19 protein-coding genes and 1 tRNA gene are annotated in these 22,413 nt (G+C 60.2%); 8 read left to right on the forward strand and 12 right to left on the reverse strand.

Annotated elements, in window-relative coordinates:
- Nucleotides 1-7: 7 nt before the first annotated feature.
- From ACN0TS_RS04145 to ACN0TS_RS04185, 9 genes are all read right to left on the reverse strand, one after another.
- Nucleotides 8-1,000, reverse strand: a complete 993-nt coding sequence (locus tag ACN0TS_RS04145) for a BMP family protein (protein WP_417258040.1) — start codon at nt 998-1,000, stop codon at nt 8-10.
- A 45-nt stretch (nt 1,001-1,045) separates the two neighbouring features.
- Complete coding sequence (locus ACN0TS_RS04150; RefSeq protein ID WP_417258041.1) at nt 1,046-2,926, reverse strand: adenine deaminase; 1,881 nt, start codon at nt 2,924-2,926, stop codon at nt 1,046-1,048.
- A complete protein-coding gene (locus tag ACN0TS_RS04155; RefSeq protein WP_417258042.1) occupies nt 2,919-3,689 on the reverse strand; it encodes a creatininase family protein in 771 nt (256 codons plus the stop codon). Before ACN0TS_RS04155 ends, ACN0TS_RS04150 begins: the two co-directional genes overlap by 8 nt.
- 91 nt (nt 3,690-3,780) lie before the next feature.
- Complete coding sequence (locus tag ACN0TS_RS04160; RefSeq protein ID WP_417258043.1) at nt 3,781-4,701, reverse strand: ABC transporter permease; 921 nt, start codon at nt 4,699-4,701, stop codon at nt 3,781-3,783.
- A 2-nt stretch (nt 4,702-4,703) separates the two neighbouring features.
- Nucleotides 4,704-5,777: an ABC transporter permease gene (locus ACN0TS_RS04165; protein ID WP_417258044.1), complete on the reverse strand. Its 1,074-nt coding sequence runs from the start codon at nt 5,775-5,777 to the stop codon at nt 4,704-4,706.
- Complete coding sequence (locus ACN0TS_RS04170) at nt 5,774-7,318, reverse strand: ABC transporter ATP-binding protein (protein WP_417258045.1); 1,545 nt, start codon at nt 7,316-7,318, stop codon at nt 5,774-5,776. The genes ACN0TS_RS04165 and ACN0TS_RS04170 overlap by 4 nt, the downstream gene beginning before the upstream one ends.
- A 61-nt stretch (nt 7,319-7,379) precedes the next feature.
- Nucleotides 7,380-8,414 carry a BMP family lipoprotein gene (locus tag ACN0TS_RS04175; RefSeq protein ID WP_417258046.1) on the reverse strand — a complete coding sequence of 345 codons (1,035 nt, stop codon included), beginning with the start codon at nt 8,412-8,414 and terminating at the stop codon, nt 7,380-7,382.
- 33 nt (nt 8,415-8,447) lie between these two features.
- The gene (locus ACN0TS_RS04180; protein ID WP_417258047.1) at nt 8,448-9,395 is read right to left on the reverse strand and encodes a nucleoside hydrolase; all 948 of its coding nucleotides are present in this window, start codon (nt 9,393-9,395) and stop codon (nt 8,448-8,450) included.
- Nucleotides 9,392-10,759, reverse strand: a complete 1,368-nt coding sequence (locus ACN0TS_RS04185) for an amidohydrolase family protein (protein WP_417258048.1) — start codon at nt 10,757-10,759, stop codon at nt 9,392-9,394. Before ACN0TS_RS04185 ends, ACN0TS_RS04180 begins: the two co-directional genes overlap by 4 nt.
- 183 nt (nt 10,760-10,942) lie before the next feature.
- On the opposite strand from ACN0TS_RS04185, the gene cdd reads away from it, so the two are divergent.
- From cdd to ACN0TS_RS04210, 5 genes are all read left to right on the forward strand, one after another.
- Complete coding sequence (cdd, locus tag ACN0TS_RS04190) at nt 10,943-11,845, forward strand: cytidine deaminase (protein WP_417258049.1); 903 nt, start codon at nt 10,943-10,945, stop codon at nt 11,843-11,845.
- Between the two features lie 119 nt (nt 11,846-11,964).
- On the forward strand, nt 11,965-12,960 hold the full coding sequence (locus ACN0TS_RS04195) for a LacI family DNA-binding transcriptional regulator (RefSeq protein WP_417258050.1): 996 nt from the start codon (nt 11,965-11,967) through the stop codon (nt 12,958-12,960).
- Nucleotides 12,961-13,201: 241 nt separating this feature from the next.
- Entirely contained in the window at nt 13,202-13,966 is a 765-nt protein-coding gene (locus ACN0TS_RS04200; protein WP_417258051.1) for a glutamine amidotransferase, read from the forward strand.
- Nucleotides 13,967-13,993: 27 nt separating this feature from the next.
- On the forward strand, nt 13,994-14,794 hold the full coding sequence (locus ACN0TS_RS04205; protein WP_417258052.1) for a BtpA/SgcQ family protein: 801 nt from the start codon (nt 13,994-13,996) through the stop codon (nt 14,792-14,794).
- Complete coding sequence (locus ACN0TS_RS04210; RefSeq protein WP_417258053.1) at nt 14,795-16,288, forward strand: FGGY-family carbohydrate kinase; 1,494 nt, start codon at nt 14,795-14,797, stop codon at nt 16,286-16,288.
- A gap of 106 nt (nt 16,289-16,394) precedes the next feature.
- Here ACN0TS_RS04210 and ACN0TS_RS04215 read toward each other — a convergent pair.
- A tRNA-Ser gene (locus ACN0TS_RS04215) sits at nt 16,395-16,484 on the reverse strand.
- A gap of 185 nt (nt 16,485-16,669) precedes the next feature.
- On the opposite strand from ACN0TS_RS04215, the gene ACN0TS_RS04220 reads away from it, so the two are divergent.
- Nucleotides 16,670-18,070 carry a coniferyl aldehyde dehydrogenase gene (locus tag ACN0TS_RS04220; RefSeq protein ID WP_417258054.1) on the forward strand — a complete coding sequence of 467 codons (1,401 nt, stop codon included), beginning with the start codon at nt 16,670-16,672 and terminating at the stop codon, nt 18,068-18,070.
- A gap of 66 nt (nt 18,071-18,136) precedes the next feature.
- Here the strand turns inward: ACN0TS_RS04220 and ychF are convergent, their stop codons facing one another.
- Nucleotides 18,137-19,234: a redox-regulated ATPase YchF gene (ychF, locus tag ACN0TS_RS04225; RefSeq protein WP_417258055.1), complete on the reverse strand. Its 1,098-nt coding sequence runs from the start codon at nt 19,232-19,234 to the stop codon at nt 18,137-18,139.
- A gap of 128 nt (nt 19,235-19,362) precedes the next feature.
- Here ychF and trpA point away from each other — a divergent pair, with 128 nt between their 5' ends.
- On the forward strand, nt 19,363-20,154 hold the full coding sequence (gene trpA / locus ACN0TS_RS04230) for a tryptophan synthase subunit alpha (RefSeq protein WP_417258056.1): 792 nt from the start codon (nt 19,363-19,365) through the stop codon (nt 20,152-20,154).
- A gap of 79 nt (nt 20,155-20,233) precedes the next feature.
- Here the strand turns inward: trpA and ACN0TS_RS04235 are convergent, their stop codons facing one another.
- On the reverse strand, nt 20,234-21,142 hold the full coding sequence (locus ACN0TS_RS04235; protein ID WP_417258057.1) for an alpha/beta hydrolase fold domain-containing protein: 909 nt from the start codon (nt 21,140-21,142) through the stop codon (nt 20,234-20,236).
- A 163-nt stretch (nt 21,143-21,305) separates the two neighbouring features.
- On the opposite strand from ACN0TS_RS04235, the gene ACN0TS_RS04240 reads away from it, so the two are divergent.
- Nucleotides 21,306-22,400: a carboxynorspermidine decarboxylase gene (locus tag ACN0TS_RS04240; RefSeq protein ID WP_417258058.1), complete on the forward strand. Its 1,095-nt coding sequence runs from the start codon at nt 21,306-21,308 to the stop codon at nt 22,398-22,400.
- The last annotated feature ends 13 nt before the right edge of the window (nt 22,401-22,413 follow it).

The raw sequence follows: 22,413 nt of genomic DNA on the forward strand, positions 1-22,413 counted from the left end.
GAGCGGATCAATCGACGGGGCTGGTGTCGAGTGGAACCTCGAAGCTGCCATCCTTGATCGCCGCAATCTTGGCCTCAACAGCCTCCATCACAACAGTATCCACATTGGTGTCGAGACCGTGGAACGGCGCAAGACCAACGGAATCGGAGGCGACACCGTAAGACCAGTTCTGACTGGCCCAACTCCCATCCAAGACCGCTTCACCAACAGCAGTAATAAGTGGCCCCAAGTCCCATGTCACACTGGTGAGAACCGTTTCTTCTCCGAGGAAGTTCTGGTCCGTCATGGCACCGAGCGCGAGCACGCCCTTCTCCGCCGCACCGTCGATCACACCGACACCCTGGGCACTCACCACATCCGCGCCCTGTTCGATCTGGGCAATCGTTGCTTCCTTGGCCTTGGGCGGATCGAACCAGCTACCGATAAAGGTATGCAGCACGTTGACCTCCGCATTCACTTCCATAGCGCCCGCTTTATAGGCGTGAAGGTTGGCGAGCATGTTCGGTGCAGGCATCCCGCCAACCCAGCCAACAGTGCCCGTTTCAGTCGCACCCGCAGCCAGCATCCCGGCAAGGTAGGCGCCTTGATAGTCGGGGTTGGAATAGGTCCCGAGGTTGTCACTCGGTTCCGAGGCAGTCCCGGCCATAAAAATGGTTTTTGGGAAGCTTTCCGCCGCATTTAGCGCAGCATCACCAAAAGAAAAGCTGTGTGCGAACACGAGATCATAGCCCCGCGAAGCGAAATCACGCAGCAGGCGTTCGGCATCAGCGTCGGTGACATTCTCGGCATAGGCCACTTCGGCACCGAGCGCTTCACCCGCTGCTTGAAGACCGTTATAGCCCACGGAATTCCAATCATTGTCAGTGATCGGCCCCGGCATAATCATAGCGATCTTGAGCGCCGTATCAGATGTTTGGGCGTAGGAAACTGCTGGCAGCAGCATTGGCGCTGCGAGCAGTGCCGCGCGCAAAATTGCGCGTCGGGTCTGGCGTGTGGTCATTGGGTCTCTCCTGTTGCGTGTTTCTTGTTTTGTTAGTCGGTTGTTTCACCAGACGACCGGATGCGTCTCGCCCGTGCTGACGTTGACGAACCCCGTGGGGTTCTCGTCGCTCGGTGCCACCAACACCCAACGCCACGGCGCACAGGTCAGGGTCGCAAAGGCCAGTCTTTCGGGGAAGCCTGCGTGCCAACGGGGCGAAGACGTGGGTTCCCACATCCACTCCACCTTCTCGGCTTCAGCATAAAGCGTCTCCATCTCGCGGGCGAGGTCTTCCGCAGGGCGGCAGGTCATCAACCCGCCGATCTCGTAACGCACGGTGGCAACGAGTTTCCCCTCGCGCACAAGCGCCCATCCGCCCTGCATCTCACGCAGGGTATTGACCGCAAGCGCCATTGCCGCGTCGCAAGACCCCGCCGACCAGATGTTGTGCTGATCATGCGCCATCGAGCAGGCCAGCGCCGTTCCCGCTGTCGCAGGGCCCGTGCCGCGCCAGAACATCCGCGCCACGCGGCCCGTGCCAAGATGTCGGTCAATCACCGCGAATTTTGTCACTGTCTGCGCCGTGTCGCGCTGCACCAACCCGTCTTTTACAGGCAAAGTCACGGTGAGGAAGTCATCCTCCCAATGGAACGGACGCAGCACCGCCGCCGTCACCTCGTCACGCCCCTCAGGCGCGGCAATGGCGAAATCCTCCGCCGTGAGATCACGCGGCAAACGGACCGAGTTTCGCGCCCGCTCGGGGCGCTCGATCTTTGGCACGTCGAGCAGATAGTCCTGACCGCGCGAAACCTGCTGGCCGTCGGCCCAGACCTCGGCGATTGACAGCGTGTCCACGTCGTCGAGCAGTACCAAATCCGCGTAGCGCCCCGGCGCGATGGCCCCCACCCAAGGGGTAAGCCGCATATGCCGCGCGGGGTTGAGCGTGACCATCTGGATGGCAGTCTCGACAGGCAACCCCGCCTCCATTGCCAACCGCACATTGTGGTCGGTAGCGCCAATTTTCATCGTGTCCTGTGCCGCGCGATCATCAGTGCACAGCGCAAGATGGCTCCAGTTCTTCAGTCCCATCTCTAGCAAGTCGGAAATCGCAGCAGGCAAAGAATGCGGGCGCAGCTCCACGAAGAGGCCGTGGTTGAGCTTGTCCATCACCTCCTGTGCAGTCCATGCTTCGTGATCCGAGGCCATCCCCGCCGCGGCAAAGGCCGAAATCTCCGAGATGTCGCGCATCCCTGCGGCATGGCCTTCGACCACACCACGGGCGGCGAATGTCGCGCCAATCATGCCCCAGAGGCGGTCGTGGCTCGGGTTTCTCGCGTCCCAGACCGCAGGCCAGTCCATCACCTCATCGAGACCCGCAACCTGTGGCGTGGCGAGAAACTGGGCCTGTTCTTTCGCACCGAAGTAGCCCCCCCCGCCCTCGTAGGCGGTTGGCGGCACAGCCGATCCAGGCAATGGGAAAATCTTTGCGGGCATCCCCGCACGGCGGTGCGCCAGCCAGAACTCAAGGTTCCCCGGCCCATCGACATTGGAATATTCGTGGCTCGCCTCGCAAGTCCATGTGCACCCATGTGGCATAACCAGAGCCGCTTCCCATTCGGGCGTGAGATGCGAGGACTCGATGTGTTTGTGCACCTCGCCAAAGCCTGGCACGGCGGCGAGATCAAGGCGTTCCTCGATCCGCGCGGCGGTTCCCGACCATGTGCCCGATGGCCCCGTCCACGCAATGCGCCGACCGCTGATGACAATATCGCAGTCGTTCATCCAGAGCCCCGAATGCACGTCGAGCATCCGCCCCACCCGCACGATGAGGTCAGCAGGTTTCTTGCCGAGCGCGACAAGGGTCAGCGCCTGTCGCAGCCGCACCTCGTCACCCGCATCAGGTAAAAGATCGTCGGGAAGAGGCCCCGTGCCCGTCATCTCACTCATGATCTTCTCCCTGAGCGCTGTCCTGTGCGCTTAATTCGTGACGAGACAGAAACGCATCGACCAACGGGATCGCAGCATCGACAATCTCTTCGATCAACTGCTCCCCCTTCTCCGCCGTCGACACGCGTGGATCACCGAACACGCCGGTTTTGGAAATGTCGCGCAACTGGAACTGCTCGTAGCCGAAAGTCTGCGGGAACGCGGGATACTCCGCTTCTGCCCGCGTTAGATCGACTGCCTCGGGACGCAGGGCCATCATCATCGAGGTCTCGACCTCATCGGCGTGGAAAAAACTGGGGCCCGCGGGTTTGCTGGTGCAAATCCGCCCCGCGATCTTTTCAAGGTCGGGATAGTCAAGATGAAGAACGGGAAGACCTTCGGCCTGAAGCGTGCGTGCGGCCAATCCGATGGGGCCGCTGTTCCCGAAATGCCCATTGAGGGTAATCAGCGCGGGCACGCCCATGCGGATCAGGCCGCGCCCGATGTCCAAGATCATTGCTCGCAGGGTTTCGGGGCTAATCGAGAGCGTGCCCGCAAAGGCCTCGCTCGACCATGTTTCGCCATAGGTGCACACAGGCAACAGCAGCGCTCCCGTCCGTGCGGCCAACGCCCGCGCAACCCCCTCCGCCAAATCGGCATCAACCGTCAAGGGAAGGTGCGCACCATGCTGCTCCACCGCGCCCAAGGGCAAAATCGCGGGCAGGTTCAACTTGAGCGCCTCTTCCACATCGGGCCAGCTCATTTGTCGGAAATCACGGATCATCGGATCATTACCTTTCGGGGAGTGACATCATTGTCGGCTAGGGCACCGCCTGCGCACCCACCACTGTTGCCTACCTCAATCGCAGCGCCACTCATGTCTTGTTCGCGATCTGGCGGGCGCGGACGGAAAACAGCACAAGCGCGATGATCGTGACGAGGAAGGGGATCGTCTGGATCAACTCCGAGGGAATCCACGAAAACAAACTTGGCATCACGATGGACAGCGCCTCGAACAGGCCGAACAGTAGCGCCGCGATCAACGCCCCAACAGGATGGCGCGCCCCGAGCAACACAGCCCCAAGCGCGATAAACCCTCGCCCAGAGGTCATATCGCGGGTAAAGCCCACGTAGTTGAACATGGCAAGCTGCGCACCGCCCATGCCCGCGAAGGCACCCGAGGCCACGAGCGCCCAGAACCGCACTTTCAAAACGTTGATCCCTGCGGCTTCGGGCGCGGCAGGATATTCACCTACCCCGCGCAGCCACAGGCCCCAAGGGGTGCGATAGAGAAAATACCACAGCAGGAACACCGACAGACCGCCGATCCATGTCAAAGCCGAATGCCCAGACAGCAGATTCAGGACGGGGATGCCATCAAAAAACGGCAGGTCGATCGTCGGGATCGACTTCGACGGTAGGTTGATCGAGGTGCCCTTGTCCCCGCCTGTCGCGATGGACAGGGCAAAAACCGTTCCGCCCGAGGCAAGGATATTGACCCCGAAACCGACGAGGATCACGTCTGCTTTCAACTTGAGGTGAAAGAACGCCATAACGCAGCCCAGAAGCGCCCCCGCACCGACGCCCGCCACGACGGCGACATACCACGGAGCGTAGACCGATGTGACCACCGCCGTCAGTGCGGCAATGAGCATCATCCCCTCAAGCGCCACGTTGAGCGCCCCCGACAGGTCCGAGATCAAGCCCCCCAGCGTCGCGAACAAAAGCGGCGTGGTGGCCCGCAGGACAGTGACAAAGAAGGTTACAGAAAAGACTGCGGCCAGCAGGTCCCACATGATCAGTTCTCCTTTTTCTGGCCGAACAGTCGGGCCAATGTATCATGCCCCGGCAGGGTGAATTTCGATGCGACGAGCAGGATGATGAGAGCCTGAACCACGGCGATCATTTCTGTCGGCACATCCGTGCGCAGCCCCATCAGCTGCGCCCCTTGGCGCAGGTAGCCGTATCCGAGCGCGACGAAGGGCACGGCAAGCGGCTTGTCGCGGGCGACAATGGCGATCAGGATGCCTTCGAAAGCGAGGTTACTATCAAAGTCTATGGCGATGCGCTTGAAGGCTTGGCCTTGCACGAAGACGGAGCCAAGAAGCCCGCCAATGGCGCCCGATACGGTCATGGCTGAAATCATCACCGCCGAAGAATGAATCCCCGCATATTCCGCGAACCGGGCGTTTTCACCGACGAGCCGCAGCTTTAACCCCCAACGGGTGCGGTAGATCAGGAACCAGACCACGCCGACCGCTATCAGGGCAAAGAGGATGCCGAGGTCGAACCGCGTTTTGGGAATGAAGGGCGGATAGGTTGCTGTCACGGGGAATTTGGGGCTCATCAGCTGACCTGTGCCTTCGGGTGCGAGATGCGCCCGCACTACCCAATTGACCACCCGAATGGCGATGTAGTTCAGCATCAGGGACGACACGATCTCAGAGGCCTGGAATCGCGCCTTGGCGTAGCCAGGGATAAACCCGTAGGCAGCCCCCGTAATCATCGCCGCCAGCATCCCCAAAGGAATGCCCGCCCACGTCTGACCGATGGGAGACAGGGCCACAAAGGCCGCTGCCAACCCGCCGAAATAGACCTGTCCCTGAACGCCAAGCGAGAACTGTTTGGCCTGAAAAACCAGCACGAAGGCAAGCCCCGTCAGTGTGAGCTTGGCCACATCGTCAATCCACAGCCCCCGTGTCCGCGCCGAGCCCAACGGCCCAGTAAGGAAGGTGTCGAAGGCCTTGGCCGGATCGTCGGACATAAGCAGGATGATCGCAAAAGCCGCAAGCAGAGCGACGGCCAGCGCGATCAATGCACGCGAACTATCGGCAAGGACGGAAGAAAGGCGGGAGGGGCGAAGGTCGCTCATTGCAAGGCAGCTTTCATTTCGGCACCGTCCTGCGTGCTGATGCCGAGCATATATGCGCCCAGCATCTCGGCAGTGACGGTTTCATCATTCGCAAAAGCCGCAACGATGCGGCCATGATAGAACACTACCAACCGGTCGGAGAGCGCCAGCAATTCCGAAAGGTCGGCGGAAGATAGAAGGACGGCAGCACCACCGTCTCGAGCATCGGTGATCGATTTCCAGATGAATTGCGTAGCAGCAAGGTCGACCCCCCGTGTCGGCTGGTTTACCAAAAGCACCTCGGGCTGCTCCGCCAGCTCGCGCGCGACAACCACCTTCTGCATGTTGCCCCCCGACAGGGTTCCCACCGGAAACTCGGGACCACCGACGCGGATCGAAAAACGGTCGATCAGGACGCGGGCATTTTCGGTTATGGCTTTCATATCGAGCAGGCCTCGGCGCACAAAACGCGGATTGTCGAGGCGTGTCGCCACCAGATTTTCGGCCGTGGTCGCGCCGATTGCGAGTCCTTCGGCAATCCGGTCTTCGGGGATCGAGGCCACTCCCTTTTCGCGCCGCGCAAGCACCGAAAGATCGGTAACTTCCAAATCCTCTAACACGATCCGTCCGCCCGCCGCAGGCCTAAGTCCGCCGATGGTTTCAAGCAGTTCCGCTTGACCATTCCCCTCGACCCCAACCAGCCCGACAATCTCGCCGCCGTTCACATTCAGACTGAGATCTTCTGCGAGCACTCGACCCGCGCCATTTCGGATGACAAGGTTTTCAACACTGAGTTTGCGTTGTCCTTCGTATGCCGAACGGTCGACGCGCAGCACCACTTCGTGACCGACCATCATCGCCGCCAACTCGTTTTCGGTGACAGAAGATGTCTCGACAGATCCGACGGTTTTTCCCGCCCGCATCACCGTGATACGGTCGGAAATATCCAGCACCTCTGGGAGTTTGTGTGCGATGAAGATCACCGTGCGCCCCTCGGCGACAAGTGCGCGGATGGCGACGAAAAGCTCCTCGACTTCCTGCGGCGCAAGCACGGCGGTCGGCTCGTCGAGAATGAGAATGCGCGCATCGCGATAAAGCGCTTTGAGAATTTCGACACGCTGTTGTTGTCCCACGGGCAGGCTCGACACCCGCGCCTCTGGGTCGACGTTCAAACGAAATTTCTCGGAAAGCGCCTGAACCTTCTCGATTGCGGCTGCGCGGTCAAAACGGATTCCACGGCGCGGCTCCGAGCCGAGCACAACAACCTCATAAACCTTAAAGGACGGCACCAGTGAAAAATGCTGAAACACCATGCCGATACCGTGGTCGATGGCATCACGCGGCCCGTCAAACGCGGTTTGCTTGCCATTTACCAGCAAGGTACCCGCGTCGGGTTTTTCCAACCCGAAAAGCACCTTCATCAAGGTCGACTTCCCAGCGCCGTTTTCACCCACCACGGCATGCACTTCGCCAGGGCGCACCCGAAGGGTCACCCCTTGGTTCGCGACGGTCCCACCCGGATATATTCTTGTTATGTTTACGGCTTCGATTGCGGTCTTCATGCATCGCCTCGTTCAGAAATTGCCCGCCCCGATACGTGGGGCGGGCAATGGTGCTTGCGCGTTATTGCATTACGGTTTCGACGTCGATTTCGCCCGCGATGATCTGCGCTTCCACGGCTTCGATCTCGGCACGCACGTCCTCAGGCACCAACGCCTCGTAGTAGCTATTTTTCGAGATTCCGACGGCACCGTCAGAAAGACCAAGCAGCACGGCGGAGCCATAAGGCGCGGTCCCGGCGATGGTCTGCTCCAAAATAGAGACAAGAGAGTCGCCCACCTTCTTCTCAACTGACGTCAGAATGACTGCGGATTGTGCGGGGTCCGTTTCCGCAAAGATCGCCGCCTGATCGCTATCGACGCCAACGCCCATCAATCCTTCATCACGGGCCGCCTGAAGCGCACCGATACCTGTGCCGCCCGCAATCGGGAACACCACATCTACGCCTTGCGCGAATTGCGCCAGCGCCAGTTCCTTGCCCTTGGCAGGGTCGGTGAAGGTGCCAGCAACCGCACGCACGACCTCCACATCGGGGTTGGCGGCCTTCGCGCCCTGTTCGAAGCCAACAGAAAATTCCAGAATGGTTGTGCCTTCGACACCGAGGATTTCCCCGATCTTGCCGGTCTTAGACACTTTCGCCGCAGCATAACCTGCGAGATAGGCCGCAGTCGACGTTTTATAGGTAATTCCGAGAATGTTCGAGAAGTCACCCGCCGAGAAATCGGGCGCATCGTCGAACAGGATAAATTTCGTATCAGGGTATTCTGGCGCCAGCTCCTGCATGAAGCCATTCATTTCCCAAGTGCCGCAGATAATGACATCAAAGCCCTGATCGCAAGCGTCGGCCAGAGCGGGCTGCCAGCGCGAACGGTCGTTGCTGGCCTCGATGATCGTCACTTCGACGCCCAATTCCTTTTCGGCGCGGGCCATGCCTGCTGCCGCGGAGTCGAGGAAAGATTTGTCGCCGAGTGTGCCATGCAGAACTAGTGCAACTTTAAGCTTGTCCTGAGCAAGAAGCGCAGAAGGCGCGGCAGCCGCCGCAAGAGTTGAAGCCAGCAGCATCTGCGCGGCCTGACGACGTGTCATATTGATGGGCATTGTTGGTCTCCTGTTGGGGTCTGTTTTTGGTCTTCAAGGTCTCCACCGCACTGCGGCGGTTTGGATTTCGGTTAGTCGGGCGATATCGCCCGTCTCGATAAAGGTCACAGGTGGCGTTTCTAGCCGCCCCGACGGATCGACAAGGGTCATCCCGCGGGTGAGACCTGGCGCGAGCACCACCGCAGAGGAGGCCTCGACCGTTGTTTGGATCAAGCTGTCGTCGAGAACGACTGCCGCCGCGAAGGGATCGACAAAGCGGAATTCGTCGCATCCGCCGAAACGAAGAGACACAGCGCGGGTCTGATCGGCGATGGCTTTGTTGAAGGCACCCAGAGCATCGTCAGTGTAGCCCGCATAGATCGCGTCCATCTCCTCGCCAGAAATGGTGTGAGTTGTGCAAGGCTCCCAAGGGACGATCCGCGTCGGAATATCAGCGCGCAGCACGATGTCGGCGGCTTCGGGATCGGCGTAGATGTTGAACTCGGCGGCAGGGGTCGTGTTGCCGCGACCGTAAATCGTGCCGCCCATAATCGTGAGCATTCCGATCCCCGCTTCAATCCCGGGCTTAAGCCGCAGGGCGAGAGCAAGATTGGTAAGCGGCCCGATCATCAACAGATCAACCTTCGTGCCCGCCTCAACCGCATCCGCGAGCGTATCGGCAATGAACTGCACTCCATGGCGCGGGTCGAGCGGCGGCAGATCATCAGGGATCGGCGCACCCGCCAGTCCATCTTCGCCATGCACATGGGTGGCATGAATGATCGGCTGCGCAAGTGGACGGTCGGCGCCCGCGATCACAGGAATATCTGTTGCCTCGCACAGGGCGAGCACTGCCCGCATGTTGCGACTGGCATTGGCAAGGGTGACATTGCCGAACACAGTGGTCACCGCCATCGGACGCAACCCGTGAGCAAGAAGCATCACCAAAGCCTGCGCGTCATCAATGCCGCCGTCAGTGTCGAAAATGAGTGGATTTGTCATTGGGATGCCTTCTCTTTTTCAGCGCGCACGGCTTTGTCCAGCGCAACGCGATCCCAGAACGTCTTGTAGGTTGCGGAGTATTCGGAGCGGATTTCCTCGTAGGGGCGGCGTGTCAAGGTTCTGTCCCGCACGATCTGTTCGCCATCGACCCACAGGTGCCGCAAGTCGCGCCCAGACCCCGAATAGACCAACGTCACCGCTGAATCTGGTGTCTCAGACCACCCTGTCCCTCGCATATCAAACGCGGCGATATCGGCTGCCTTGCCAACTTCGAGCGACCCTGTTCTGTCCTCGATGCCGAGCGCCTTCGCGCCTTCGATTGTCGCCATTCGTACGAGGTCACGCGCAGAAATCGGTTGCGCCTCGCCCTGACGGTAGGTGGCGACCAGTCCCGCCATCCGCATCTCCGCCACCATGTCGTAGGAATTATTCGCCGCCACATTATCGGTGCCGAGCGCCACGGTGACACCCGCCTCCCTGAGCGGAACGACGGGGCAGATGGACGGACGACCCGAGCGCATAGCAGCAGAAGCACAATGAGCGACAGACGCAGCTGGCGCACGGGCAAACACCTTGATGTCGTCGTCAGAGAGATCAAGGCAATGCGCCGCATGAACCCTGCCCTCGAAAAATCCTGTCTTTTCGAGAGCAACCGTCGCCGTCGTGCCGTAAAGCTCTTGGGTGATCTCGTTGTCCTCTGGACCTGCCGCCATATGCAAATGCATCCCGCAGCCCAACTCGTTGGCCAGCGCCACTTCCTCGCGCAGCAAGGCTTCGGAATTGTCAACATAGGGTGCGTGGGGCCCGAACCACGGGATAATGCGACCATCAGCGCTGCGCTGGCGACGGGCAAAATCCCCCGCAGCTGCCAATTCTTGCGCCCCGCGTTCCTCGTCACCCAGTTGCACGATGCCGTAGGCGATGACCGCCTTCAGCCCCGCACATCCAACCGCTTCAGCTATCTCGTCCGCAAAGAAATACTGTTCGCAAAATGTCGTAGTCCCCGACAGGGCCATCTCGGCACAGGACAACGCCACAGCGGGCGGAATATCCTCGGCAACCAGCGACAACTCAGGCTCGCGAATGGCGTTATACCACCCCTCCATCGTGAGCAGGGATTGCCCCTCCGCATGACCGCGAAACAGGATCATGGGCGTGTGGGTATGGGCATTGATAATTCCGGGCATCACAAGATGCCCCGTCAGGTCGTGAACAAGATCGAACCCCTCGCGCGGCGGGCAGGACTCTTGCGACCCCACCCCTGTGATCTGCGGTCCGTCGAAGGAAATCCAACCGCCCTCAAAGCTGTTGTCGTCGATGTCTGCAGTCAGGATCGCTGCGTTGAAAAGTAATGTTGACGTCATATGACCCGCTGTTGTCTCAGTGTTGACCGGCCTCTGGTAAACCGCTTTACTAACCGTAACCTGATTCCTTTCGAACTTGTCAATTCATTTGGCAAACGTATTGACCAAGAGCGCCCGTCAGGCTGGGTAATGCACAAAACACGTGCATTTCTAAATCTTTAAGAACATCAAAGGGGCATCAACATGCTTGGAGAAAATTGTTTCACCCCGACACCGAGTATCCCCGCACGGCTGCAGCTACGCAAGGGTGACGCGATATGCAAGGCGGCAAAAAACTTGCTTTCGGACGGGGCTGTGATCATGCCCGAAAATGTTGAAACGCTCGTTGCGCGTTTCGATCTCGATGACGCCGAGGAGTTGATGCTTCATCTGCTGCCTCTGGCGACGTCCATCGCCCAACCGCCGATCTCGGACTTCTACGTTGGCGCAACAGGTCTTTCGACCACGGGTGCAATCGTGCTTGGCGGCAATCTCGAATGGCCTGGCGCGCATTTGGGCATGACCCTGCACGGCGAGGGGTTCGTCGCCATTCGCGCCTTCCAGCTTGGGCTTTCGCTCACACATGTCGCCGTTTCCCAAGCGCGGCCTTGTGGTCACTGCAGGCAATGTCTTGCTGAATTCGCAACCGCGAGCGACCTGCTGGTGATCGACCCGCTCGGCCATCGGCTGAAACTGTCCGAACTCTTCCCTTGGGCCTTCACACCACAAGACCTAGAGAAGAAGGGCGCCGACCCCACTGCGCAAAGCGAAATAACGCTCCTTGAGGCGCCCGACACGGTTTCGGCCCCACTCACCCGCGCGATCAGTCGCTCGCACGCCCCATATTCTGGTGTAAAAGCGGCCGTGGCCTTTGAAGCTGGAGGGCAGATCGTCACGGGCGGGGTAATTGAAAGCGTCGCTTTCAACCCGACCATCCAACCGGTCATGTCCGCTCTGGTCGAACTGGTAGCGCGTGGCATCGCCCCTGCACAGATAAAAAGGGCATGGCTCGCCCAGATGTCCGGCCCTGTCGATTACGCCTCCTCAACCGAAGCCCTGCTTTCGACTTTCGGGGGTGCCCCGCTTTGCGTCTTCAAAGCAACATAGTATCGAGGTAGCGTAGTAGTGTTTAAGTTGCCCGTATCGAGCCACCTCGACGAGACCATCCACGAAGCACGTCACCACTCACTCATCGGATTCGCGGCTGAACGCGCAAAGGAGACGACATGGCGACCATAAAAGACGTGGCAAAGGCGGCGGGTCTCTCGCCTGCTGCCGTCTCGCGCCATTTGAATGGCCGCATATCCCTCCCGCCCGAGACGCGCGCGCGGATCGACAAGGCGATCAAGGATCTGGACTATCGGCCGAACCTCATGGCGAAACGCCTGTCCACCGGACGCACCGAAGCCCTGAGTCTCGTAACCCCGCATATCAACAACCCCTTCTTCACCGAGTTCGCCGCCTCGGTGGAAGAGGACGCAGCACAGGCGGGATACTCCGTTTACTTCTCGTCAACACAGGGAGACCCCGAACGCGAGATCGCGGCCATACAGCGGCTGCGCGACCGCCACGTGGACGGGATGATCTTTCTCCCCAGCCAACCGGACGACGGTACATTGCTCAAGGCGCTCGAAGGGCTGGGTAATATCGTGATCGTTGATGAAGACATCGACGGCGCGGCCCAACCCCGTATTTTCGTCGAAAACGAAGCGGGCACGCGTCTTGCGGTGAACCATCTCGTCGCACTCGGCCACAGGAAGATCGCCATGGTCGGCGGCGGTCCCGAGGGCGTGCTCTCAGCGGTCGAACGCGAGCGCGGCTGGCGCAATGCGCTTGCCGCTCACGGGTTGGCCCCGTTTGCCTATTTCGGCGGCGACTATTCTCGCGAACACGGCCGCGCCGCAGCCGCACGATTGCTGGAAGGCGAATTGCCAACGGCTCTGGTTGTGGGGGGCGACGAAATCGCCATCGGCCTGATCGAGGCCTTCCGCCCCGCAGGCATCCGCGTCCCGCAAGACATCTCTATCGTCGGCTTCGATGACGCACGATACTCGGCCCTCATCGGCCCTGCCCTGACAACCGTGCGCCAACCCGCGCCGGAATTGGGCAGGCTTGCCTTCAACCACCTGCTTAGAGCGATGGCGGGTGAAACCGTGGCGCATGAGACCCGCGTGCCTGTGGAATTGATCGTGCGCGAGTCCTCCGCGCCCCCCCGCACCTAAGGGCCAAAACGCCCGATTTTCCGCGCTCAGCTTACCGCGCCGCAGCCCCCCGTCCCCAAAGCCCTACCGAAACCTCTCGCACCGCCACTTTCTTGGGCAGTCGACACGCTTGGGCCGACAAATCGAGGTTTCGCAAAAGATTTTTCTTGAAGCACGGCATGGCGTGGCGGACAACTGACCCACTACTAAACCGATTTACTAAGTGAGAATCGGGCATTCAGGCCCACACGGGAGATGAAACATGGGACACAAAGTGCTGCTGGTCGGCGAAAGCTGGATAACGTCAGAAACCCATTACAAGGGGTTCGACCAATTCGGATCGGTGCACTACCATCTCGGCGCGGAGCCCTTGGTCAAGGCTCTCGATGGCTCTGAATTCGAGCTTGACTACATGCCCGCTCACGAGGCCTCGGAAAAGTTCCCCTTCACCCGCGAGGGGCTTGATCCCTATGACGTGGTGATCCTGTCGGACATCGGGTCCAACACCTTTTTGCTACCACCAGATGTCTGGCTCCGTTCCAAGACAGTTCCCAACCGACTCCGCCTGTTAAAAGACTGGGTGGCCGACGGGGGCAACCTGATGATGATCGGCGGCTATTTCTCTTTCCAAGGCATCGACGGCAAGGCTCGTTGGCGTGCCACGCCCGTCGAGGACACCCTGCCCGTCACCTGCCACCCGTGGGATGATCGAGTCGAAATCCCCGAGGGCGCACAGGCCACACTGCTCGACGAAAACCACGCGATTTTTGCAGGCATCGAAGGTGATTGGCCGCCAATCCTTGGCGTCAACGAAGTGGTCCCGCGCCAAGATGCCAAGGTGCTTGCACGGCTTCCTGAGGAGCAGGGCGGGCATCCGCTTCTTGTACTCGGCGCGCATCAAATGGGGCGCACCGCAGCATGGACATCCGATATTGGCCCACATTGGCTATCACCCGAATTTTGCGAATGGCACGGCTATGCACAGCTTTGGAAAAATCTGCTGGGCTGGCTTATCGCCCGCGACTGAACAATCAATTTCCACAAGGAGCAAAACATGGTTCTCGAAGTATTGGGAAACAAAAAGAAGGCGGTCATCGCCATGGCACATATCGGCGCTTTGCCTGGCGCACCGCTGTATAACGCCGACCGAGGCGTTGATGGGCTAATCGAAGACGTACTTGCGGATGTCGAAAAGCTACAGGCGGGCGGGGTCGATGCGATCATGTTCGGCAACGAAAATGATCGCCCCTATGTGTTCAAATCTACCCCCGAAAGTGTCGCCGCGATGACCCGCGTGGTCACGGAAATCAAGATGCATCTGAAGGTGCCCTTCGGCGTCAACTACCTGTGGGATCCGACGGCTACAGTCGCAATCGGGGCGACCACTGGCGCGAGTTTCGTGCGCGAAATCTTCACAGGTGTCTTCGCCTCCGACATGGGTGTCTGGGCCCCTGACTGCGGCGAAGCAAGCCGCTTGCGCACGACCCTCGGGCGCAATGACATGAAAATGCTGTTCAACATCAACGCGGAATTTGCCCATTCACTCGACCAGCGCCCCATCGAGTTGCGTGCCAAAAGTGCAGTCTTTTCCTCGCTGGCCGACGCGATCCTCGTCTCTGGGCCGATCACGGGACAACCCGCCGAGGCCTCGGACCTGCGCAAGGTCGCGGAAGCCGTGACCGAAGTGCCGATATTCGCCAACACGGGCGTGAATATCGACAATGTCGCGGATGTCTTCCAACACGCGTCGGGCTGCGTGATCGGCACGCATTTCAAGGTCGACGGTGACACATGGAACAAGGTCGACGCCGATCGCGTCACGCGTTTCATGGACAAGGTCGAGACCCTGCGCTGAATGTCCCTCGTCCTCGGCATCGACATCGGCACGACCTCCACCCTCGGGCTACTTCTGGAGGTCGGCTCGGATATGCGACCGGAGGTGCGGGCCGTATCCTCGCGCCCCATGCGCCTGTCCTCCCCTCGTCCCGGGTGGGCCGAACAAGACCCGCAGGACTGGTGGCGCAATCTCTGCGCCCTCGTCCCTAACCTTCTGGCAAAGGCAGGAGCCGAGGCGAGTGACATCGCGGCGGTCTGCGTGGCGGGGATGCTCCCCGCCGTGGTGCTTCTCGACAGCGGGGGCAGGATTTTGCGCCCTTCGATCCAGCAAAGCGATGCACGGTGCGGAGCCGAGGTCGACGAGATGCGCACCGAGATCGAAGAAACCGCCTTCCTTTCCCGCGCAGGTAACGGCCTCAATCAACAACTTGTCGGCGCAAAACTGCGCTGGCTGGCCAAACACGAACCTGCGATACATGCCCGCATTGCGACCGTGTTCGGCTCTTACGACTACATCAACTGGTGCCTGACGGACGTCAGAACCGTGGAGCAGAACTGGGCACTGGAGGCGGGTGTGACCGACATCGCGACCGGCACATTATCGCGCGATCTTGCGCAGATGACAGGTGTGCCGTGGGAAGCCTTGCCCCCGCGCATCGGCTCCGCCGAGGTGCAGGGCCATGTGACCGCCGAAGCCGCTCGCGTCACAGGGCTTGCCAAAGGCACGCCCGTCATGGGTGGCGCAGCCGATTTCATCGCCTCCGCCCTTGGCGCGGGAATTACGGCGGCAGGCGATGTACTGCTGAAATTCGGCGGCTCGGTCGACATTCTGACCTCTGTGGCCGAAGCCCGCCCCGACCCGCGTCTTTATCTCGACTACCACCTTGTGCCGGAGCTGTTCATGCCCAACGGCTGCATGTCGACGGGCGGCTCGGTGTTGAACTGGGCGGTCGAGACATTCGGAGGAGATCAAAGGTTTGGGCCCGAGCCGCACGCAGAGCTGGACAAGCTCGCCGAAGCCACGCCAGCGGGGGCCGAGGGACTGTGCTTTCTGCCCTACTTCCTTGGCGAAAAGACCCCGATCCACGACACACGGGTGCGAGGCGCTCTTGAGGGCCTGACCCTCTCGCACGGCATCGGTCACATCTGGCGGGCCATCCTAGAGAGTTACGGTTATGCCCTGCGCCATCATATCAACGTATTGCGCGACGCGGGCTACGCTCCCACCCGATTTGTCGCATCTGACGGCGGCGCAGCCAGCCGCATCTGGATGCAGATTGTTGCCGACATTCTGGGCGAAGAGGTGCAACTGCTCAAACAGCACCCCGGTTCCTGCCTCGGCGCGGCATGGGTCGCCGCCGTTGGCGCAGGGCTAGCGGATTGGGAGGGCGCTACGGGGTTGGTGGAAACAGGGCTAAAACTCCGCCCCGGCACAAACACCGCCCCGCTTTACAACAGTGGCTATGCACGCTTTCGCGAATTGTACCAAAGATTGCACGGTTTCCACACCTGACGCCGCTTCGACGCCGTGCAGGCACGATTTAGCCCCCTGCCTAGCCCCGGATATAACGGAAAAATCCGCCCACAGCCGGATCAGAAAAACGCTTTCTCCGAAGTTATGGCGGAGACGAAGGGATTCGAACCCTCGAGACCCTTCCGGGCCTACTCCCTTAGCAGGGGAGCGCCTTCGACCACTCGGCCACGTCTCCGTCGACCCGTTTAATGTCCTCACCTGTGGGTGACAAGTTGAAAAACCACAAGGAGGGCGTTTTACTTGTGAATTGCGCGTCGCATGTCGTCGGGAACGCTGCGTCAGGGGCGCGCACGGCGGAATTGCCGCTTCCCAAAGCGGGCGCACTGCGGTTTTGTGGAACCGACCAAGCAGTGAGGCGATATGACTGATCCGACATCCGCATTCGAGCTTATGAAATCGACCCACGCAGCCGCACCGATTGCGGATGCGCAATCCCGCATGGCACAGCTCGACGCGCTCGAGGCGGCGCTTTTGGAATATGAGGACGCTTTGGTGACGGCCATGAGCGCGGATTTCTCCCATCGCTCGCCCCATGAGTGCCGTATCCTCGACATCACCACATCGCTGTCGGACATTCGCACCAATCGCAAACACCTCAAACGGTGGATGCGGGTGCAGCGGGTCAAGACACCGTTGCAATTCAAGCCCGCGAAAAGCGAGATACACCCGCAGCCCTTGGGCGTGGTGGGGGTCATCTCGCCGTGGAACTTCCCCGTTTACCTCGCATTGGCACCGATGGCGGCGGCATTGGCGGCAGGCAATCGCGTGATGATCAAACCCTCCGAACTCTCGCCACGCACCTCGGATGTCTTGGCGGAAATGATCAGCGCCACCTTTCCTGCGGATGTGGCCACGGTCATTACAGGCGGCGCGGATGTGGCCGCGGCCTTTTCCGCCCTGCCCTTTGACCATCTGCTGTTCACAGGATCGACCGCCGTGGGACGCAAAGTGGCACAGGCCGCCGCCCGCAACCTGACCCCTGTCACTCTTGAACTGGGCGGGAAATCTCCCGTCATCCTGATGCCCTCCGCCGATCTGGACCGCGCCGCGCGGCGTATCGCTTGGGGCAAGACGACAAACGCGGGTCAGGTCTGTGTCGGGCCTGACTATGTGCTTGTTCCGCGTAAGAAAATGGAGATGACCGCTGACGCCATCCTCGGGGCGATGATGCGCCTCTACCCCAAAGGCACGGCGAGCGACGATTACTCTGCGATCATCTCGGAGCGACATCTGGCGCGACTGCACGCGATGCGCGACGAGGCCAAAGACCGCGGGGCGCAAATCCTGTCAAACGAGCCGACCGCGCCCGTGGCGGGATCGCGCAAGTTCGCACCGATTGTGGTGTTAGATCCGCCGCCTGATACCGCGATGATGCGCGAGGAAATCTTCGGGCCGATCCTGCCTCTCATCCCCTATGACACCCCCGAGCAAGCATTGGCCTTTGTCGCCGCCCGCGATCATCCCTTGGCGCTCTATGTGTTTGCCGAGGACAAGGACGAACAGGACCTTTGGCTCGACCGGTCGATCTCAGGCGGGGTGACGGTCAATGATACGGTGATCCACGTCAGCGTCGACACCCTGCCCTTTGGCGGGGTCGGTGCATCGGGGATGGGCGCCTATCACGGACAAGCAGGGTTCGAGACATTTTCCCACATGAAACCAGTCCTGCGGCAAGCGCGGTGGAACGGTATGTTCGTCACCGAACCGCCCTTCAAGGGATGGAAAGCCCGCGCCCTGAACGCCCTGCGCAAAGTCTTGTAACGCAGTCTTGGAACGTAAAAGGCCGCCCCTTTGGAGCGGCCTTTCTCAAAACTGTGCGGCTAAGGATCAGGTGTTGAAGAGGAAGTGCATGACATCGCCATCCTGCACGATGTAGCTCTTGCCCTCTGCCCGCATCTTGCCCGCTTCCTTTGCGCCCGCTTCGCCTTTGTAGGCGATGAAGTCGTCATAGGCGATGGTTTCGGCGCGGATGAACCCTTTCTCGAAATCACCGTGGATGACCCCTGCGGCGGCTGGCGCAGCCGTGCCTTTCGAGATCGTCCATGCGCGGGCCTCTTTGGGGCCAACCGTGAAATAGGTCTCAAGGTGCAAAAGCTCGTAGCCCGCACGGATCAAACGGTCGAGGCCAGCCTCTTCCAATCCCATTTCGCCCAGGAACATTTCGGCTTCCTCGGCGTCGAGTTGGGAGATTTCCTCTTCGATCTTGGCGGAGATCACAACGGCCCCTGCCCCTTGCTCAGCGGCCATTTTGACCACGGCATCGGAATGGGCATTGCCTGTGGCGGCTTTGTCCTCTTCGACGTTGCACACGTAGAGGATCGGCTTTTGCGTCAACAGTTGCAGCATTTTCCACTGCTTCATGTCCTCTTCGTCCACCGACACGGTGCGCGCGGGTTGATCGTTCTCAAGGGCGGCTTGGGCGGCAGCCAAAAGACGGTCTTGGACAGCGGCCTCTTTGTCGTTGCCTTTGAGTTTACGCACGAGGTTGGCGCGGCGTTTCTCGATGCTTTCCAGATCGGCCAGCATCAATTCCATCTCGATGACCTGCGCATCGTCCACGGGGTTAACGCGGCCCTCGACGTGAACCACATCGCCGTCCTCGAAACAGCGCACCACATGGGCGATCGCGTCACATTCACGGATGTTGGCGAGGAACTGGTTGCCCAAGCCTTCACCCTTGGACGCGCCTTTGACCAGACCTGCGATATCCACAAAGGTCATGCGCGTTGGCAGGATCTGTTTGGACCCTGCGATCTCGGCCAGTTGATCAAGCCGAGGATCAGGCACAGCGACCTCGCCGACGTTCGGCTCGATTGTGCAGAACGGAAAGTTCGCGGCCTGTGCGGCAGCGGTCTTTGTCAGTGCGTTGAAAAGCGTGGACTTACCGACGTTCGGCAGGCCAACGATACCCATTTTGAAGCCCATATCGGCCTCCTTTGTCTACAAATTCCACGCGTGTCTAAGCCGCAATGGGGTCTCGCGCAAGCCTAGCCCATTGCACTTACGCGCAAGATCGGCGAAACCCGACAGGAAGTTTTCCAAGGGAGCGCCCAATGACCCGTATTGATGACAAATTCGCCCAACTCAAAGCCGAAGGTAAGAAAGCCTTTGTCGCCTATGTCATGGCGGGTGATCCCGACGAGGAAAAATCACTTGAAATCGTCAAGGCGCTGCCTGCGGCGGGTGTCGATATCATCGAATTGGGCCTGCCCTTTACCGACCCGATGGCGGACGGCCCCACGATCCAACTGGCGGGCCAACGTGCGCTTGATCACGGGATGACCCTGACCAAAACGCTGGCCGTTGCAAAGGCGTTTCGCGAGACCGACACCACCACCCCACTGGTGCTGATGGGCTATTACAACCCGATCTATTCCCGCGGCGTGGACAAGTTTCTGGTCGATGCGGCCGAGGCAGGCATCGACGGGCTGATCATCGTTGACCTGCCCCCTGAGGAAGACGACGAGTTGTGCATCCCTGCGCAGGCGGCGGGCCTAAATTTCATCCGCTTGGCCACCCCCACCACCGACGATCAACGCCTGCCCAAGGTGTTGGAGAACACCTCCGGCTTTGTCTACTACGTCTCCGTGACGGGCGTGACGGGTGCTGCAGAGGCCGCAGGTGCCGACGTGGGCCCCGAAGTGGCGCGGATCAAATCGCAAACCGATCTGCCCGTCATTGTCGGCTTTGGCGTCAACACCCCCGAAAAGGCGCAAGAGATCGCCTCCATCGCCGATGGCACCGTGGTTGGCTCCGCTATCGTCAAGCAGATCGCAGAGGGTAAATCCGTGGCCGAGGTCGCCGCCTTTGTCAAAACGCTCTCCGACGGTGCCCATCGCGCCTAAATCACGCGCACACCGAAGACACCAAAGGGAGCCGCATTGGCTCCCTTTGTCGTTTCTACGTCGTTTTCCGCCCCCGCTTTTAGCGTTTCTTGGGCCGCTTGAGAAAATGCGCCGCCCGCTCAATGGAGCGCAAGGACGGTGAATAGAACTGACCGAAATGGTTGAAGCCGTGATTGACGTCCTCAAACAGGTCATAGCTGTGATCAATCCCTGCGGCGGTATAAAGCCCCGCAAGCCAACGGGTGTCGGCGGCCAGACAATCCAGTTCCGCCTCACACATCCACGCAGGCGGCAGGCCTGTCACATCAAGCGCGCTTAAATCGCCGTAAGGCGCCGCAACCGCGTCCTGCCCGTCGAGATACCAATCCCAACAGCGCCGCATCGCCTCTGTCGTCAGGCCGTAATCTCCGCCCCCGAACGCCGCGTGTGACCATGTCTCAAACGTGGCGCGATAACAGCCATACCACAGCAAGAGCGCCGACACCGCCCCACCCTTGCCCATGTCGCGCAATCTGGCCGCAACCGCCAAGCTCAGATTCGCCCCCGCACTGTCCCCCGCCAGGACAAGGTTCACATTGGACCGCGCGGCGCGGGTCTGCTCCACAAGGGCAACCACATGATCGAGCCCTGCGGGATAGGGGGCCTCGGGGGCAAGCGGATACTCGGGGCCAAGCACTTCATGCCCTGTGAGATACGCCAGATCGGTCATGATTGCGCCGTGGGTGATCGTGTCGCAATTCACCCAGCCGCCACCATGCACGTAGATAATAACCGTTGAGCGGTCGAGATCAAACTTGGGCGTGAACCGCCGTAAATCCCCCAAATCCGCCACATCGACATCGGCGGCGTGTCGCCCGACCAAACCGCGCCGCGCCTGTGTGACGGCCTCGCGAATGGCGGGCATCTCCGCCTTGCTCTCCACGATAAAACTCGGCGTTGAAAACCGTGCAGCAATATCCACCAATGTCGGATCAATGCGTTTGGTCATTGCGACCTCCTCTTTTGCACCGACTTTCCACGGCAACCGCCCCCGACGCAAGAGGCAACACCCACCCGCGCAACGACACCAAGAGAACAGCTTTTTCTTGCGCGAATGACGCAATCGCCCTAGGTCCACTCTTCAACGCAACTTTTCTCGGGACGCAACGGGCATGATCCAGACACCCTATTACCTGATCGACAAAGAGCGGCTCTTGCCGAACTTGGAGAAAATCGCCCGTTTGCGGGACCGCTCGGGGGCCAAAGCCCTCTTGGCGCTCAAATGCTTTTCTACATGGCCCGTGTTCGATTTCATGCGCGACTACATGGACGGCACCACCTCGTCCTCGCTCTATGAATTGCGCCTCGGTGCGGAGAAATTCGGCGGCGAGACCCACGGCTATTCGGTCGGTTGGGCCGATGACGAGATCGACGACGCCGTGTCCCACGCGGACAAGATCATCTTTAACTCGCTCGGCCAACTCGACCGCTTTGCGACCCAATCCGAGGGCATCGCCCGTGGCTTGCGCCTCAATCCGCGCTTTTCCACATCCGACTTTGATCTGGCCGATCCCGCCCGCCCCTTTTCGCGTCTGGGCGAATGGGACATGGCGCGTCTGGAACAGGCCGCGGGACGCATCAACGGCGTGATGATCCACTACAATTGCGAGAACAGCGATTTTGACCTGTTCTCCGCCCAACTCACACGGATCGAAACCGAATTCGGCACCTTTCTCAAACGTCTCGACTGGGTCTCCCTTGGCGGCGGCATTCATTTCACCGGCGAGGGCTACCCCCTCGACAAGTTGGCCGACCGGCTCAAGGCCTTCTCGGACGCCATGGGCGTGCAGGTCTATTTGGAACCCGGCGAGGCGGCGATCACCCGCTCGACCACGCTGGAAACCTCGGTCCTCGACATCATCGACAACGGCAAGAAAATCGCCATCGTCGACAGCTCGATCGAGGCCCATATGCTCGATCTGCTGATTTACCGCGAAACCGCAAAGCTGCCCGCACAGGGCAAGCACAGCTACCAAATCGCGGGAAAAACCTGTTTGGCAGGCGATATTTTTGGCGAAGGACAGTTCAGCGCACCGCTCCAAATCGGGGATCGCGTCACGATTGAGGACGCCGCAGGCTACACCATGGTCAAAAAGAACTGGTTCAACGGCCTCAAAATGCCAAGCATCGCCATACGTGAACTCGACGGAACGGTTCGACTTGTCCGCGAATTCGGGTATGAAGACTTCGTCGCGGCTCTCGGCTGAGCCGCATTTTTCA

The organism is Celeribacter sp. (assembly GCF_048266405.1).
In the GTDB taxonomy this organism is placed as follows: domain Bacteria; phylum Pseudomonadota; class Alphaproteobacteria; order Rhodobacterales; family Rhodobacteraceae; genus Celeribacter.

What these genes read in the sequence shown, in the direction of transcription:
- ACN0TS_RS04145 (WP_417258040.1), bottom strand. Translation starts at nt 1,000, where the DNA reads ATGACCACACGCCAGACCCGACGCGCAATTTTGCGCGCGGCACTGCTC.
- ACN0TS_RS04150 (WP_417258041.1), bottom strand. Translation starts at nt 2,926, where the DNA reads ATGAGTGAGATGACGGGCACGGGGCCTCTTCCCGACGATCTTTTACCT.
- ACN0TS_RS04155 (WP_417258042.1), bottom strand. Translation starts at nt 3,689, where the DNA reads ATGATCCGTGATTTCCGACAAATGAGCTGGCCCGATGTGGAAGAGGCG.
- ACN0TS_RS04160 (WP_417258043.1), bottom strand. Translation starts at nt 4,701, where the DNA reads ATGTGGGACCTGCTGGCCGCAGTCTTTTCTGTAACCTTCTTTGTCACT.
- ACN0TS_RS04165 (WP_417258044.1), bottom strand. Translation starts at nt 5,777, where the DNA reads ATGAGCGACCTTCGCCCCTCCCGCCTTTCTTCCGTCCTTGCCGATAGT.
- ACN0TS_RS04170 (WP_417258045.1), bottom strand. Translation starts at nt 7,318, where the DNA reads ATGAAGACCGCAATCGAAGCCGTAAACATAACAAGAATATATCCGGGT.
- ACN0TS_RS04175 (WP_417258046.1), bottom strand. Translation starts at nt 8,414, where the DNA reads ATGCCCATCAATATGACACGTCGTCAGGCCGCGCAGATGCTGCTGGCT.
- ACN0TS_RS04180 (WP_417258047.1), bottom strand. Translation starts at nt 9,395, where the DNA reads ATGACAAATCCACTCATTTTCGACACTGACGGCGGCATTGATGACGCG.
- ACN0TS_RS04185 (WP_417258048.1), bottom strand. Translation starts at nt 10,759, where the DNA reads ATGACGTCAACATTACTTTTCAACGCAGCGATCCTGACTGCAGACATC.
- cdd (WP_417258049.1), top strand. Translation starts at nt 10,943, where the DNA reads ATGCTTGGAGAAAATTGTTTCACCCCGACACCGAGTATCCCCGCACGG.
- ACN0TS_RS04195 (WP_417258050.1), top strand. Translation starts at nt 11,965, where the DNA reads ATGGCGACCATAAAAGACGTGGCAAAGGCGGCGGGTCTCTCGCCTGCT.
- ACN0TS_RS04200 (WP_417258051.1), top strand. Translation starts at nt 13,202, where the DNA reads ATGGGACACAAAGTGCTGCTGGTCGGCGAAAGCTGGATAACGTCAGAA.
- ACN0TS_RS04205 (WP_417258052.1), top strand. Translation starts at nt 13,994, where the DNA reads ATGGTTCTCGAAGTATTGGGAAACAAAAAGAAGGCGGTCATCGCCATG.
- ACN0TS_RS04210 (WP_417258053.1), top strand. Translation starts at nt 14,795, where the DNA reads ATGTCCCTCGTCCTCGGCATCGACATCGGCACGACCTCCACCCTCGGG.
- ACN0TS_RS04220 (WP_417258054.1), top strand. Translation starts at nt 16,670, where the DNA reads ATGACTGATCCGACATCCGCATTCGAGCTTATGAAATCGACCCACGCA.
- ychF (WP_417258055.1), bottom strand. Translation starts at nt 19,234, where the DNA reads ATGGGCTTCAAAATGGGTATCGTTGGCCTGCCGAACGTCGGTAAGTCC.
- trpA (WP_417258056.1), top strand. Translation starts at nt 19,363, where the DNA reads ATGACCCGTATTGATGACAAATTCGCCCAACTCAAAGCCGAAGGTAAG.
- ACN0TS_RS04235 (WP_417258057.1), bottom strand. Translation starts at nt 21,142, where the DNA reads ATGACCAAACGCATTGATCCGACATTGGTGGATATTGCTGCACGGTTT.
- ACN0TS_RS04240 (WP_417258058.1), top strand. Translation starts at nt 21,306, where the DNA reads ATGATCCAGACACCCTATTACCTGATCGACAAAGAGCGGCTCTTGCCG.